This window comes from Bacillus salitolerans, assembly GCF_042680805.1.
Taxonomy (GTDB): Bacteria; Bacillota; Bacilli; order Bacillales; family SA4; genus Bacillus_CJ; species Bacillus_CJ salitolerans.
This window is the reverse complement of record NZ_JBHUEM010000024.1, coordinates 56,946-70,482: the sequence shown is the minus strand read 5'-3', so window position 1 is coordinate 70,482 and position 13,537 is coordinate 56,946. Positions and strand designations below refer to the sequence as shown.

The window sequence follows — 13,537 nt, the reverse complement described above, 5'->3', positions numbered from 1 at the left end:
CTTTTAGCTATAATGATGACAACTATCGTTCAACCTATAGTTATGATAAAATATTGACTATTATAAATAGTGCCATCTTGTAACCGGTTCGGCACAACATCTAAAAAAATGAAAGGTTGAGAAAACGTGGAACATAATTCTTCCAACTTTATACGAAATATCATCATGAAAGATTTAGAGTCAGGTAAGCGAAATCATGTGATTACTCGTTTCCCGCCAGAGCCCAATGGCTATTTACATATCGGTCATGCGAAATCCATTGTAATTAACTTTGACTTAGCAGATGAGTTTAACGGGAAGACGAATCTTCGTTTTGATGATACGAACCCATTAAAGGAAGATGCAGAATTTGTACATGCTATTAAAGAAGATGTGAAATGGCTTGGGTACGACTGGGACGGATTATTTTTTGCATCTGATTATTTCCAAGAAATGTATGAGAGAGCGGTTCTTCTTATTAAAAAGGGGAAAGCCTATGTTGATGATCTCTCAGCGGATGAAATCCGTGAATACCGAGGGACGTTAAAAGAACCTGGTAAGGAAAGTCCTTATCGCAATCGCTCGGTCGAGGAAAACTTGGATTTATTTGATCGTATGCGCAAGGGTGAGTTTGGAAACGGGGAAAAAGTGTTAAGAGCAAAAATTGATATGAGCTCACCTAACATTAACTTACGTGACCCGGTTATTTACCGAATATCTCACGCTATTCACCACAATACAGGTGATACGTGGTGTATTTATCCGATGTATGCATTTGCGCACCCATTAGAGGATGCGATTGAAGATGTAACACATTCGATTTGTACAACGGAGTTTGAAGATCAGCGTCCACTATATAATTGGATTGTTGAAGAGTGCGAAATGACGAGTAAGCCGCAGCAGATTGAATTTGGTCGTTTGAACATTACAAACGCTGTAATGAGTAAACGTAAGTTAAAGCAGTTAGTCGAAGAAGGCATTGTAGATGGCTGGGATGATCCACGCATGCCAACAATTTCAGGCTTAAGAAGAAGAGGGTATACACCAGAGGCGATTAGAACATTTGTGAGAGAAACAGGAGTATCAAAAGGTTCTGGTTTTGTTGATTCACAAATGTTAGACCACTTTGTACGAGAAGATTTAAAAATGAAATCTCCACGTACGATGGGGGTTCTGCGTCCGTTAAAGGTAGTCATTACAAACTATCCAGAAGGACAAGTAGAAATGCTTGATGCGGAAATCAACCCGGAAAATCCTGTAATGGGTACAAGACAAATCCCATTCTCAAGAGAAATTTATATTGAGCAGGATGACTTTATGGAAAATCCACCAAACAAGTATTTCCGCTTGTTCCCAGGGAACGAGGTACGTCTAAAGCATGCTTATTTTATTAAGTGTGAAGAAGTCATTAAAGACGAGGCTGGAAACGTTGTAGAAATCCATTGTACGTATGATCCAGAAACAAAGAGCGGTACAGGCTTTACAGGTCGTAAAGTAAAAGGAACGTTGCACTGGGTAGAAGCAACACAAGCGATTCCAGCAGAATTCCGCTTGTATGAACCATTACTTCAAAAAGAAGAAGCAGAGGACTTAGAGGCTGAAGCAGACCATGAAGCAGAAGCAGAAAAATCGTTTCTTGATCATATCAATCCAAACTCACTCGAAGTGATAAAAGGATTTGTTGAGCCCAACTTAAAGGATATTGAACCACAGGAAAAGTATCAGTTCTTTCGACATGGTTACTTTAATGTGGATCCAAAGTATACAACAAAAGATAACCTTGTATTTAATATGATTGTTTCATTAAAGAGTTCGTTTAAACTGTAAATAACTCATGAAGAGACCTGTATTTGAATACAGGTCTCTTTTTTTGCTGTTGCGATTTTAGCTTATAGTAGGACTTGCGTCTTTTGTTCTTGATTAGGAAATTATAAATGCTCACTATTTGTGGATAACTGTGTGATGGGCGTAGTAATCCGGCTTCAGCGCCCAGCCAAGATGAAATTGCAAGGATCGTCGCAATTTCATCCTACTCGAGGGAAAAAGAAAAATCACTTTTTCCTTGGTCAAATAACCTTGAAGAGTAAAAGGGAAAGAGCGCCTTTTTCTCTTCAAGGAACATTTGCTATGCCTGAGGCTAAACGGGGCACCCTGAGCCTTTTATTCTAACCAGGGAATGTTCTTTGAGTTTTACTAGCGTCCTTCGCTCGGCTAGATAATGAAAATAAATCTAATTCAGATAAACCTTTTTGCAGTGCTGCTTCTTTTATTAATCCTATCTCTAGATACATAGCCTCTGACAATATCCCTAGGTCGATATTTTTCTTAATTTCAAAATAAAAATCAGCGAGTAACTCATTAGGTAAATGATGATAGAAGTTTTTTCCAATCTCCATAGCTATGTCCTCCTGCATAAGTTTTGAGAAAGTCTAAAATTTTGTCGATAAGTAATACAAAATATACGCAGGATTTTCCAAGATTATGACGATTTTTATCTTTTTTTTATCCCGTTCCAACTGGCGCTAAGCCCCCCACTTCAAAACTTTAGATGAATCGAGAAGTTTAAGTGGGGGATAAGCGCCAGTAAGAACCCGATTGGTTCAACTAACAATCAGTGGGGGATGAGGAAAACCCCCACTGATTGAAGTTTCACTTTATAAATGGTGAATTCTACTCGGTCGAATCTAGCCTATATAAATCTACAACCGTCTGTGCCATTTTGAATATTCTTTCTCTTAAGTGGACCGGATGAATAATTCTAATTTGATTCCCAAACCCAAGAATATATCCCTCTGCCTCTTGTTCTGTATCAAAGCTAATCTTTACCGGAATCCATCCACTATCAGTAGGTTTATCAATTTTGATGACTTTTGCAAAGCGACCTGAAAATTTTAGTCGTTGAAGGATATGGGGTGCTACTTCAACTTCTACAATAAATGTTGGCAGACTTTGTATAAAAGTTTCGGTCGAATCCTTCCAATACTGTTCCAAATGAAAGTCCTTTGGACGTGTGAATGTTTCCTCTGTCAATGAGGCTAACTGTATTCGGGACGCACGATAATTTCGAATATCGCCTTCACAAGATGCAATTAAATACCACGTGCTTCCTTTAGCAACTAGTCCTAACGGTTCAACAGTTCGGCTCACATATTCACCGTCCGAGCGTTCATAGTGGATATGGAGTTTTTGATCCCCTCCGATTGCTTCCTTAAGTGTATGAAATGACTCAAGTTTTTCATTGGACTCCCTCCAAGCACTTGTATCAATGTGAATCCGATTCCATATATCACGAGCGGTTTTATCTATGGAATAAGGGAGAGACGCAAGAAGTTTTTGGCGTGCTTCATCCCAGTTTTTAGATAACCCTAAATCTGTTAGAAGCTGTGAGGATGGGGATATAAACAGAGATTGAATTTCTACCGCCTTTAATCCAGTCAAATCGGTACGGTAGTCGTCAATTAGTCGCCAGCCCCCTGTCTTTCCACGATCAGCAACAATTGGGATACCAGCTGTGCTTAATGCCTCCATATCACGATGTATCGTACGTTCTGTAACCTCTAATTCTTTAGCTAAAGCTTTCGTTGTCTGCTTTCCTTTATTTTGTAACAGCAATAAGATGGAAAGAAGTCTATCTGCGCGCATTATTTCTCACCGCCTAATAACGATTGATTTTAATATGACAAAAGGTGTCATCTTTAATCATTATAATATAGATATGAACATAAAGGAGGTTGATCGATATGATACGTTTAAAAGGAAAGGTAGCGGTTGTAGCAGGAGCAACAAGAGGGGCAGGGCGCGGTATTGCGATGATGCTCGGAGAAGAAGGGGCAACGGTGTATGTTACCGGTAGAAGTACGAGAGGAAATCTCTCGTCAATGGGAAGATCTGAGACGATTGAGGAAACGGCAGAACTTGTGACGAAAAGCGGTGGTAAAGGGATTGCCGTTAGAGTAGATCACACAATTGAGAAAGAGGTAGAGGCACTTTTTCAAAGAATTGATGAAGAACAGAATGGACAGCTTGATATAGTAGTAAACGATGTCTGGGGAGGAGACCCTCTCACCGAATGGAATACTCCTTTTTGGGAGCATAATCTTGAAAATGGTTTACTTATGCAAAAAAGAGCGGTTCACTCACATATGATTACAAGTTATTATGGTGTTCCTCTAATGGTAAAAAATCAAAAGGGTCTTGTGATTGAAATAACTGATGGTGTGGACTATCAGTATCGTGGTAATTTATTTTATAGCTTAGCTAAAACTTCAGCAATCCATTTAGCTCATGCGATGTCAAAGGATTTATCGAAGCATGGTATCACAGCAGTTGCGGTTACTCCGGGATTCCTTCGATCAGAGGCAATGTTAGACTTGTTTGGTGTAACCGAAGAGAATTGGCAAGAAGGTGTGAAAGTGGACCCCCATTTTATCGCTTCGGAAACCCCATTTTTTGTAGGGAGAGCGGTTGCTGCCTTGGCGTGTGATCCAAACGTACATCAAAAAACAGGGAAAGCACTTAGCTCGTGGGAGTTATCAAGAGAGTACGGATTTAAAGATATGGATGGCAGGCGTCCTGATTGGGGTAAGTATTTTGAAGAAAATGTGCTAAATCAATAGTAGATGGAAACAAATTTGCTTTCAAAATAGAAGACCAAATCCATTTGAGATTTGGTCTTCTGTCAATGTATGGAGAAATTACGGATTAATTCATTACCCATTTATCCTTCATAAATAAGAGTCTGCTTACAATGAAAATCACGATGATCAATAATAGGTTGCTACCAATCATAGTTACGATATGCTCAATATTTACTACTCCAAAAATTAATTCTTTTAATAAACTAAACAGGTTCAAAATGGGAATAGCAAAATGATGAAAAGATAACTCGTTAACCCCTAAACCAGCCGTGATTATACCAGGAAATGCTGCTATCATCATAATAGGTGTACTGTAGCTTTGTGATTCTTTAATGGTCTTTCCAAGTATGCTTGTTAGCATTAATAGAGAAGAGACAAACATTGCATAAACGATAGAAACAAATACAGATATAACAATTAAAAGTGTGGCATTTTCATCAAAGGAAACAGCATTTTTTAAATTCTCTGTTAAAAAGGTTATTTCTAGGACTACTACAACTAGGGTAATAATGCCTGTTAGAGCACCAATGGTCGTAATGGTTAGCCATTTTGAAAAGAGAAGGGTTGCTCGATTGACAGGTGTCATTAACAAGGCTTCCATTGTCTTCTTTTCTTTTTCACCTGCAAACAAATCAGATGCTGCTGGTCCAGCACCTATCCCAATCGCCATAGCTAGAAATAATGGGATCATCATGGCGATAAGACTTAGGGCAGGGCTTTCCTCCGATACTTCCTTTTTTTCAATGGTAAAAGGTTGAATAATGTGTGTATCAATGTCCTCTTGGACAAGTCGATTTGTGATGATTGTTTTTTCAAAAGAAGATAGTGCAGTCGTGACCATGTGCATTAAATTTGATGAATTTTGACTATTAGAATCTCCTATGATTGTAACTGAACTTTGTTCGCCGTTTTGTACTTTAGTATTAAAATCAGATTGAAAGATAAGTGCTGCTTGTGCATCACCTTCTTTTACAGCTTCCTCCGGATCTAGCACAGGCAAAAGACTAATATTTTCAAAGACAGATATAATGCTTTTTTCATCGGTAGTGAAATCTTGATTTACTGCTAGTGTAAACGTATCTCCTTCACCATCGGAAATGAGATTTTCGTAAAAAAGAGTTAGCCCTGTCATCATGACAATTGGTAATAGTACTGTTAATAAAAGAGTTCTACGATCACGAAAACAATCAATTAGTTCTTTAATAAAGATTTTACGAAGCATAATGTTCATTCCCCCTAACAAGTTTGCTCATGAAAATATAGTTTAGATCCCTGCTACCTTCTGATTGATAAAGATCTTCAAGGTTACCATGGTATACGAGCTCTCCCTTATGCATCATCGCGACTGTGTTACAAAGCATGGATACTTCCTCCATAATGTGACTAGAGAAGATAATGGTTTTTCCTTCTCGCTTTAATTGGTGAACGAGCTGACGAAATACATTGGAAGACGTGATATCTAAGCCAGTAGTTGGTTCGTCGAATAAAATAATGTCAGGATTGTGAATAAGTGTTCGTGCAATCGCAACCTTTTGTCGCATACCTTTAGAGAATCCACCTACCTTACGATCCAAGTAATCTTTCATCCCAAACATTTTGGCAAGATCATCAATACGTACCTTCGTTTCATGTTTACTTAATCCATATAATGTAGCGAAGTATTCTAGGTTTTCACGTGCGGTTAACCGATCATATAATCCTGTTTCTCCGCCAAAAAGAACGCCAACTTGCTTTTTGATCTCGTTTGGATGTTTAACTGTATCAAACCCATCAACTACAACATTTCCTTCTGTCGGGTTTATTAACGTAGCTATTGTGCGTAGCAATGTTGTTTTTCCGGCACCATTTTCACCGAGCAACCCTACAACCTCACCCTTTTGAATGGAAAAAGATACGTGTTTAAGAGCAGTAACATATACCTTTTTATCTTGATATTTCTTTGTGACCTCTTGTATTTGAATCATTCGTTCCACCTCTTATTTTTTTCTTGATTTCATCATACAAATAAAACGTAGGAGATTCTGTACTTATGTCGTGAAAATGCCTTTTCATGTCGTCAAAATGACAAATTCACCTGTATTGATGGTAAAATAGAACAATATTTAACAATTTTATAGGATGTATTTCACAGGTGAGGCGAAAAGAATGAAGGTTGGTCTAGTAGATGATCGTATGATTGATTTAGAGAAATTGAATGTCATTGTTTCAGGAGTACCAAATGTAGAAATTGTTTTCTCTACTCAGTCTGCGGAGGATGCTTACGAGTATATTAAAAAAGAAGAAATTGATCTATTAATTGCTGATATCGAAATGCCGAATTTATCAGGCTATGAATTAGCGGACATTATCCACTCACATGCTTTGAATATATCCGTCATTTTTGTTACAGCATCTAGTGGCTATGCCGTCCATGCGTTTGAACTCAATGTACATGATTATATTATGAAGCCCTTTCCTAAGGACCGATTGGTTAAATCCATTGAGCGTCTCATGGAAAAAACAACTTCAGCTGAGATGGTCGGCAGACTATATTTGAAGCAGAAAAATGATATCCACATTATTCAGAAAAAGGATATCGTTTTCATTGAACGCTCGGGGAGATCGACCACCATTTACACAAAGTCGGGAACCATTAAAACGTATCAAACATTAAATGAACTTGAAGGGGAATTAAGGGAGCGAGATTTTATTCGTTCCCATCGCTCTTTCATTATTAATATCCACTTTGTAAAGAATTTTTCCTTGTATGCGAAAAATTCATACATCGTTACCTTTGAAGGAATGAAGGAACAAGCAATGATAACAAAAGAAAAAGTCGATTTCCTGCAAAAGCATTATTTTTAAAAGGTGGGTAAACATGAGAATCGTCATTATTTATGGGGGACTTATCTGGGGGCTTGGGGTTCTGCATCTACAGGCTTTACTAGCGAGTTTCATTTCGGATATTCCTATTTATTACGCTGTAATAGTAGTTGGCGGATTTGTCATCTATTTTTCAAGGAGACAACCCTTGCAGATTTCGGTTATAGGACTTCGATTAAATAGTATGCTATTTATGATACAGATTGCTCTGTTCTATATGTATACGGTGTTAGAGCCTTCATGGTTTTATCTTTTCCCTGCACTAATTTTCTTGGCGATTGAATATGAAAGAATTTTATTAGGCAGAAGATTAACTTTAATGGACTCACAGCTTGAGCAATATGAAGAACAAAAAAATCAGTTGAATGAAACATTCAAGACGGTTCGCGGTGAAAGGCATGATTTTCTAAAACATGTATCAGCTATTCATTTTTTGTTAGAGAAAAGAAAATTCGATGAAGCGAAAGATTATTTAGATGAGCTTGTTGAAGGATATGAAGAGACGAACCTTGCGATAAAGGGAGAGCGTGGGACGGTTGCAGGAATTCTTCACCAAATGTATAAACGTGCAAAAAAAGCTGGTATTTCTATCGTATATGATATTGACCTTCCAGTTTCAAGCTTGCCAATGACCGATCATCATCTCGTTACTTTACTTGGAAACCTATTATCAAATAGTATAGAAGCCTGTGTTGAGTGGCAGATACATAACAATAAGCAGGCTAGTATCACTCTTCAATTTTACAAAAGAGGCGGATTATACATATTAATATGTAAAAACGATAGTATGAAGATTCCAACGGAAGTACTTGATGAACTCTTTAAATCTTATGGAAACACAACTAAAGCTGGTGAACATGAGGGACTAGGTACAAAACTCATACATGATGTGGTGGAAGAATATCAGGGGTTTTTGGATTTCGTTTATAAAAATGAAGAGTTTATGATAAAGATAAAGATCCCTTCAATACACTAAGGTGAACAAATAGAATGGGACAGGGCCTAGCCCTGTCCCATTCATTATTTATCTTCTATCTTTTTTGGTATAAATTTAAAGATTTCTTTTGTTTCAAAGCTATCGACGAGCCTGTTTAACCAATCATAGTACTCAAGACTATTTTGTAGTTTAACCATATCTATTTTGGTCTGTTCAATTACTTCTTCTGAAGTGTTTGGATCTTGTTGTAGCTCTTTTAGCTCGGTGAGGGATCTTTCAATGGCAGAGATGTTCATCGTAATTCCCGTTCTCCATTTAATCGTGAAGAAATCAAAAAATGATTGATACCAGTCCTCTTCTACTGAATATAAGTCTTTTCTAACTCCTTTCACCCATACCTTGTCCACCATATTAAGATCTAATAAACTTCTAACTGAAGTACTCATGCTTGTTTTACTCATCCCAAGCTCTTCTTTCATTTCATCAAGTGTTAATGGTTGGTCTGAGAAAAAAAGAAGGCCATAAAGTCTACCAATAGAGGGGGTTACCCCATACAAATTCATATTTTGGGCAATAGCATCTATTACACGAGATCGTGAGCGTTCAAGTTTTTCAATATCCTTCATTGCCATTCACTTCCTAGTCTAAGTGTCTCTTATATTAGACTACATTTTAATAAATCGAAAGTAAAGTTTTGGATAAGTGCCGAAAATGGAGGATATGGGAGCATATGTATGCATTTTTTATTTAATGTACGTACAGTTTTTACTGAACAAACAATATATTTGAATTTAACCGAATATAAGGTTTGTTTGGATTATCATTCCAGTACTATAATAAGAGAGTCCGATAGGCGACAAGCCGAGAGAGGTGAAAGTATGGAAGAAAAACAAGTGAAAATAAAAGTTAATGAAGTAACGAAGATTTTTGGTAAATCCTCTAAGAAAGCATTGCAAATGCTTAGAGAGGAAAAGTCCAAGCAAGAAATCCTGCAGAAAACTGGTTCAACAGTTGGGGTTAATCGAGCAACATTCGAAGTCAATACAGGTGAGATTTTCGTGATCATGGGGTTATCGGGAAGTGGGAAATCGACACTTGTTCGATTATTAAACCGATTAATTGAGCCGACAATTGGAGAAATTGCGATTGACGGTAAAGATGTGGTCTCCATGTCAAAGGACGAATTGCGAGAAGTTCGCCGAAAGAAAATAAGTATGGTGTTTCAAAAGTTTGCTCTTTTTCCGCATCGTACGGTTCTCGAAAACACAGAGTATGGCTTAGAAATACAAGGGGTAGAGAAGCCTGCTAGAGAAAAGAAAGCACTGGAAGCACTTCAGTTGGTTGGACTTACCGGGTATGAAAATCAGTACCCTAGTCAATTAAGTGGAGGTATGCAACAGCGTGTTGGACTAGCAAGAGCGCTAGCAAATGATCCTGATGTTCTTTTAATGGATGAAGCGTTTAGTGCATTAGATCCATTAATTCGAAAAGATATGCAGGATGAGTTGCTAGAATTACAATCTACCATGGAAAAGACAATCGTCTTTATCACACATGATTTAGATGAGGCCCTTCGAATTGGAGACCGAATTGCGCTGATGAAGGACGGAGAAATCGTGCAAATCGGTACGCCAGAAGAAATATTAATGAGTCCATCGAATGAATATGTGAAGAGATTCGTAGAAGATGTGGATCTCTCTAAGGTCCTAACCGCTGGACATGTAATGAAACGAGCAGAAACCGTACAGGTTGAAAAGGGTCCAAGAGTGGCTTTAAAGCTCATGAAGGATCTGGGAATTTCATCCATCTATGTCGTGGATAAACAACAAAGGCTGTTAGGGGCGATCACGGCTCAAGATGCCAAGAGAGCAAGTGAAGAGCAACAATCGATGCAGACGTTTTTGGAGCAAAATATTGCTACTGTTACAGCTGATACGTTATTAACAGATTTATTTGAAGAGGTATCGAATGCGACAATACCTTTAGCTGTTGTAGATGAGAAGCAAAAATTAAAAGGAATCGTCGTTCGAGGGGCTGTTATTGGTGCCCTAGCTGGAAATGATACATACATCAATCAAATTGATGATGTCCAGGTTCTAAAGGAGGTGAATTAGATGGAGGGATTACTTCCTAAGCTTCCTTTAGCCAAATGGGTGGATGCCTTTGTGTCATGGCTAACCGTGACATTTGAAACTCAGTTTGATGGTATTGCTGACGGTTTAGATTGGTTTGTGGAGGGTATTGTTACAGTATTATCCTTTATTCCACCTATATTATTTATTGTTATTGTAAGTGTTATCGCTTGGAGAATATGTAATAAGTATATCGCATTGTTTGCCTTTATCGGACTCCTTCTAATCGATAATTTAGGATATTGGGAGGATATGCTTGAGACATTAGCCCTTGTCTTAACAGCAGTGTTTATCTCAATACTTATAGGAATCCCGTTAGGAATATGGGCATCGCAGAATAATCGTGTGAAGCAAATTTTAACGCCAATTCTGGATTTTATGCAGACCATGCCCGCGTTTGTATATTTGTTACCAGCAATATTCTTCTTTAATATCGGGGTTGTACCTGGTGTAGTGGCTTCTGTTATCTTCGCCATGCCACCAACGATACGTTTAACAATATTGGGGATTCAACAAGTTCCGGCAGATTTGATTGAAGCGACAGAAGCGTTCGGCTCCACAACGAAACAGAAGCTTCTAAAAGTACAGCTTCCATTAGCAATGCCGACAATCATGGCGGGCATTAACCAGAGCATTATGCTTGCGTTATCTATGGTTGTTATTGCATCGATGGTTGGGGCACCAGGACTTGGTACAGAGGTGTATAGAGCCGTTACACAAATTAAAACAGGAATTGGTTTTGAAGCTGGTCTAGCGATTGTTATTATTGCTATCATATTAGACCGGATTACACAAAATATAGGAAAGAAAAAACAAGGGGGAACCGTATAATGTTTAAGAAAGTAGCAGGAATTACATCAGCAATTGTTCTATCATTCGGATTAGCAGCTTGTAGTGGAGCTGAAGATAGTTCAAGCTCTACTAAATCTATAGGGGATCAAGTAGATTATAAGATAGTTGGAATCGATCCAGGTGCTGGATTAATGAAGCTTACGATTGATGAAGTATTACCTGAATATGGTCTAGATGATTGGGAAGTAATCGAAGGATCGGGAGCAGCTATGTCAGCAGCGCTTAAAAAGGCGTATGATAAGGAAGAACCAATTATTGTAACTGGTTGGACACCACACTGGAAGTTTGCTAGTTTTGATCTTAAATACTTAGAAGATCCAAAAGGAATTTATGGGGGAGCAGAAGATGTTCATACGATTGCTCGTTTAGGTTTAAATGAAGATCATCCAAATGCCTATAAGCTATTGGATCAATTCAATTGGGAACCAGCGGATCTTGAAGCCGTTATGGTGTTAATCGAAGGTGGTATGGAGCCAGAAGAGGCTGCTGCCGAGTGGGTTAGTCAAAATAGTGAATTAGTAGATACATGGACTGAGGGTGTAGAATCAGTAAATGGTGACGAATTCAAAGTACTTTATGTAGCATGGTCAGATGTTATTGCGAGCTCTCACGTTGTTGAAAATGTTTTAGAAAGTGTAGGATATGACGTAGATCTAGTGCAAGTGGATGCAGGCCCAATGTGGGCTGGTGTTGCAGACGGTAGTGGCGATGTAACGGTTGGTGCGTGGTTACCAACAACACATGCTGATTACTACGCTGAATATGAAGGAAAGTTTGAAGATTTAGGCTCAAACCTTCATGGTACAAAGCTAGGATTAGTAGTCCCTGCATATATGGATATTGATTCTATTGAGGATTTAAAGGCAGAATAAATAGTAGTAATAAAGTGTCTGTTTTCCACTAGATTTTTAGGTGGAATACAGACACTTTTTTATTCTATATATTATTTACAAAGCTACGTAGAAACCAAATAATAGAAATATATTACGATTGAAAGGAGAAGGAACTAAACAATGAAAGATATGATGAGACGAATTGTAGAATTTCGAGATGAAAGAGGCTGGAAGGCCAATCATAATGAAAAGGACTTAGCTATCTCTATTTCATTAGAAGCAAATGAGCTTCTTGAAAACTTTCAATGGAAAAGTAGTGAAGAAGCAAAGCTCGAATCATTACAAAACATAAAAGAAGAAATGGCAGATGTTCTAATTTATCTTTTGCAGCTAGCGGATCGATTAAATATTGATCTAGAAGAGGAAGTATTTAATAAGATGGAGAAGAATGAGATTAAATATCCAGTAAAGTAATGAAATCTACTAGAACTTAGGTGAAAGTCGTGAAAGTAGAACTTAGTATTCCAAATAAGTTAGTAAGACCCTGGGTGGAATGTTATTGGAATGTAGAATTCGATAATGGAGAACATGTGAAAAATGAAACAATTCTACCAAATGGAAAGGTAGAAATGATATTTGCACTAGAAGGTAATTACCGAGTGATGAACCGTAAAACCCATAACATGAAATATGCGTGGATGTCGGGGATTCATCATGAGCCGTTAGAGATTCAATATAAAGGTAAGTCCAACCTCATCGGGATCCGTTTTTATCCACACGGTCTTTTCCCATTTTTTCGTTTCCCGATACACGAAACTGTGAATCAAGTAGAAAACTTGGAATCTATTTGGGGAGTTTTTCAGGAGGAAATGTATCATTCAATCCATACCGCGAAAGACAGTAGCCAAATATACGCTATGTTAGATTCGTATTTAATTAGAAAAATTTCTGAGAGTAAGACAAAACAATTACACGTACTCACGACTATTATTAATCGTATTCGTAATGAGCCAACTATTTCGATTCCTGATTTAGCTTCAAATCTAGGGTTTACCCAGCGTCATTTTAATCGACTATTTAAGGACCATACAGGGGTTAATCCAAAATTATTATCACAAATCTATCGTTTTGAAAAAGCCTTTTCCTACCTTTTTAACTATTCCAATGAAGAAGTAGCTGATTTAATCTTATCACTTGGCTATTACGATCAATCTCATTTTAATAAAGAGTTTAAACGGTTTTCAGGGATGACGCCAGGAGAATACAAAGAAAAAGCGGTGTATTCAAACAATTTCCTATAAAAAT

General features: G+C 37.8%; 14 protein-coding genes. 9 read left to right on the top strand and 5 right to left on the bottom strand.

Going from position 1 to position 13,537, the window contains the following annotated elements:
* Nucleotides 1–126 precede the first annotated feature (126 nt).
* The gene (locus ACFSCX_RS15035; protein WP_377929069.1) at nt 127–1,806 is read left to right on the top strand and encodes a glutamine--tRNA ligase/YqeY domain fusion protein; all 1,680 of its coding nucleotides are present in this window, start codon (nt 127–129) and stop codon (nt 1,804–1,806) included.
* 338 nt (nt 1,807–2,144) lie between these two features.
* Here ACFSCX_RS15035 and ACFSCX_RS15030 read toward each other — a convergent pair whose 3' ends face one another.
* On the bottom strand, nt 2,145–2,375 hold the full coding sequence (locus ACFSCX_RS15030; protein WP_377929068.1) for a hypothetical protein: 231 nt from the start codon (nt 2,373–2,375) through the stop codon (nt 2,145–2,147).
* A 274-nt stretch (nt 2,376–2,649) separates the two neighbouring features.
* Nucleotides 2,650–3,621, bottom strand: a complete 972-nt coding sequence (locus ACFSCX_RS15025; RefSeq protein WP_377929067.1) for a helix-turn-helix transcriptional regulator — start codon at nt 3,619–3,621, stop codon at nt 2,650–2,652.
* A 98-nt stretch (nt 3,622–3,719) separates the two neighbouring features.
* Here ACFSCX_RS15025 and ACFSCX_RS15020 point away from each other — a divergent pair, with 98 nt between their 5' ends.
* Nucleotides 3,720–4,595 (top strand): SDR family oxidoreductase, encoded by an 876-nt coding sequence (locus ACFSCX_RS15020; RefSeq protein WP_377929066.1) that lies wholly within the window; start codon nt 3,720–3,722, stop codon nt 4,593–4,595.
* Nucleotides 4,596–4,680: 85 nt separating this feature from the next.
* Here ACFSCX_RS15020 and ACFSCX_RS15015 read toward each other — a convergent pair whose 3' ends face one another.
* Both ACFSCX_RS15015 and ACFSCX_RS15010 read right to left on the bottom strand, forming a co-directional pair.
* Nucleotides 4,681–5,838 (bottom strand): ABC transporter permease, encoded by a 1,158-nt coding sequence (locus ACFSCX_RS15015; protein WP_377929065.1) that lies wholly within the window; start codon nt 5,836–5,838, stop codon nt 4,681–4,683.
* The gene (locus ACFSCX_RS15010) at nt 5,828–6,580 is read right to left on the bottom strand and encodes an ABC transporter ATP-binding protein (protein ID WP_377929064.1); all 753 of its coding nucleotides are present in this window, start codon (nt 6,578–6,580) and stop codon (nt 5,828–5,830) included. The genes ACFSCX_RS15015 and ACFSCX_RS15010 overlap by 11 nt, the downstream gene beginning before the upstream one ends.
* A 181-nt stretch (nt 6,581–6,761) precedes the next feature.
* Between ACFSCX_RS15010 and ACFSCX_RS15005 the strand changes: the two genes are divergently transcribed.
* Together ACFSCX_RS15005 and ACFSCX_RS15000 are read left to right on the top strand one after the other, a co-directional pair.
* Nucleotides 6,762–7,460, top strand: coding sequence for a LytR/AlgR family response regulator transcription factor (locus ACFSCX_RS15005; protein ID WP_377929063.1), 699 nt, complete (start codon nt 6,762–6,764; stop codon nt 7,458–7,460).
* Nucleotides 7,461–7,473: 13 nt separating this feature from the next.
* Entirely contained in the window at nt 7,474–8,454 is a 981-nt protein-coding gene (locus ACFSCX_RS15000; protein ID WP_377929062.1) for a sensor histidine kinase, read from the top strand.
* 44 nt (nt 8,455–8,498) lie between these two features.
* Here ACFSCX_RS15000 and ACFSCX_RS14995 read toward each other — a convergent pair whose 3' ends face one another.
* Nucleotides 8,499–9,041 (bottom strand): GbsR/MarR family transcriptional regulator, encoded by a 543-nt coding sequence (locus tag ACFSCX_RS14995; protein ID WP_377929061.1) that lies wholly within the window; start codon nt 9,039–9,041, stop codon nt 8,499–8,501.
* A gap of 252 nt (nt 9,042–9,293) precedes the next feature.
* Between ACFSCX_RS14995 and ACFSCX_RS14990 the strand changes: the two genes are divergently transcribed.
* The 5 genes from ACFSCX_RS14990 to ACFSCX_RS14970 all read left to right on the top strand — a co-directional run bounded on the left by ACFSCX_RS14990 (nt 9,294) and on the right by ACFSCX_RS14970 (nt 13,533).
* Complete coding sequence (locus tag ACFSCX_RS14990; RefSeq protein ID WP_377929060.1) at nt 9,294–10,529, top strand: quaternary amine ABC transporter ATP-binding protein; 1,236 nt, start codon at nt 9,294–9,296, stop codon at nt 10,527–10,529.
* The gene (locus ACFSCX_RS14985) at nt 10,530–11,378 is read left to right on the top strand and encodes an ABC transporter permease (RefSeq protein ID WP_377929059.1); all 849 of its coding nucleotides are present in this window, start codon (nt 10,530–10,532) and stop codon (nt 11,376–11,378) included.
* Entirely contained in the window at nt 11,378–12,271 is an 894-nt protein-coding gene (locus tag ACFSCX_RS14980; RefSeq protein ID WP_377929058.1) for a glycine betaine ABC transporter substrate-binding protein, read from the top strand. Before ACFSCX_RS14985 ends, ACFSCX_RS14980 begins: the two co-directional genes overlap by 1 nt.
* A 141-nt stretch (nt 12,272–12,412) precedes the next feature.
* The gene (locus tag ACFSCX_RS14975; protein WP_377929057.1) at nt 12,413–12,706 is read left to right on the top strand and encodes a nucleotide pyrophosphohydrolase; all 294 of its coding nucleotides are present in this window, start codon (nt 12,413–12,415) and stop codon (nt 12,704–12,706) included.
* A gap of 29 nt (nt 12,707–12,735) precedes the next feature.
* Nucleotides 12,736–13,533, top strand: a complete 798-nt coding sequence (locus ACFSCX_RS14970; RefSeq protein ID WP_377929056.1) for a DUF6597 domain-containing transcriptional factor — start codon at nt 12,736–12,738, stop codon at nt 13,531–13,533.
* Nucleotides 13,534–13,537: the final 4 nt, after the last annotated feature.

Coding starts and splice junctions, on each gene's coding strand:
- ACFSCX_RS15030 (WP_377929068.1), bottom strand. CDS start 2,375: ATGGAGATTGGAAAAAACTTCTATCATCATTTACCTAATGAGTTACTC.
- ACFSCX_RS15025 (WP_377929067.1), bottom strand. CDS start 3,621: ATGCGCGCAGATAGACTTCTTTCCATCTTATTGCTGTTACAAAATAAA.
- ACFSCX_RS15020 (WP_377929066.1), top strand. CDS start 3,720: ATGATACGTTTAAAAGGAAAGGTAGCGGTTGTAGCAGGAGCAACAAGA.
- ACFSCX_RS15015 (WP_377929065.1), bottom strand. CDS start 5,838: ATGCTTCGTAAAATCTTTATTAAAGAACTAATTGATTGTTTTCGTGAT.
- ACFSCX_RS15010 (WP_377929064.1), bottom strand. CDS start 6,580: ATGATTCAAATACAAGAGGTCACAAAGAAATATCAAGATAAAAAGGTA.
- ACFSCX_RS15005 (WP_377929063.1), top strand. CDS start 6,762: ATGAAGGTTGGTCTAGTAGATGATCGTATGATTGATTTAGAGAAATTG.
- ACFSCX_RS15000 (WP_377929062.1), top strand. CDS start 7,474: ATGAGAATCGTCATTATTTATGGGGGACTTATCTGGGGGCTTGGGGTT.
- ACFSCX_RS14995 (WP_377929061.1), bottom strand. CDS start 9,041: ATGAAGGATATTGAAAAACTTGAACGCTCACGATCTCGTGTAATAGAT.
- ACFSCX_RS14990 (WP_377929060.1), top strand. CDS start 9,294: ATGGAAGAAAAACAAGTGAAAATAAAAGTTAATGAAGTAACGAAGATT.
- ACFSCX_RS14985 (WP_377929059.1), top strand. CDS start 10,530: ATGGAGGGATTACTTCCTAAGCTTCCTTTAGCCAAATGGGTGGATGCC.
- ACFSCX_RS14980 (WP_377929058.1), top strand. CDS start 11,378: ATGTTTAAGAAAGTAGCAGGAATTACATCAGCAATTGTTCTATCATTC.
- ACFSCX_RS14975 (WP_377929057.1), top strand. CDS start 12,413: ATGAAAGATATGATGAGACGAATTGTAGAATTTCGAGATGAAAGAGGC.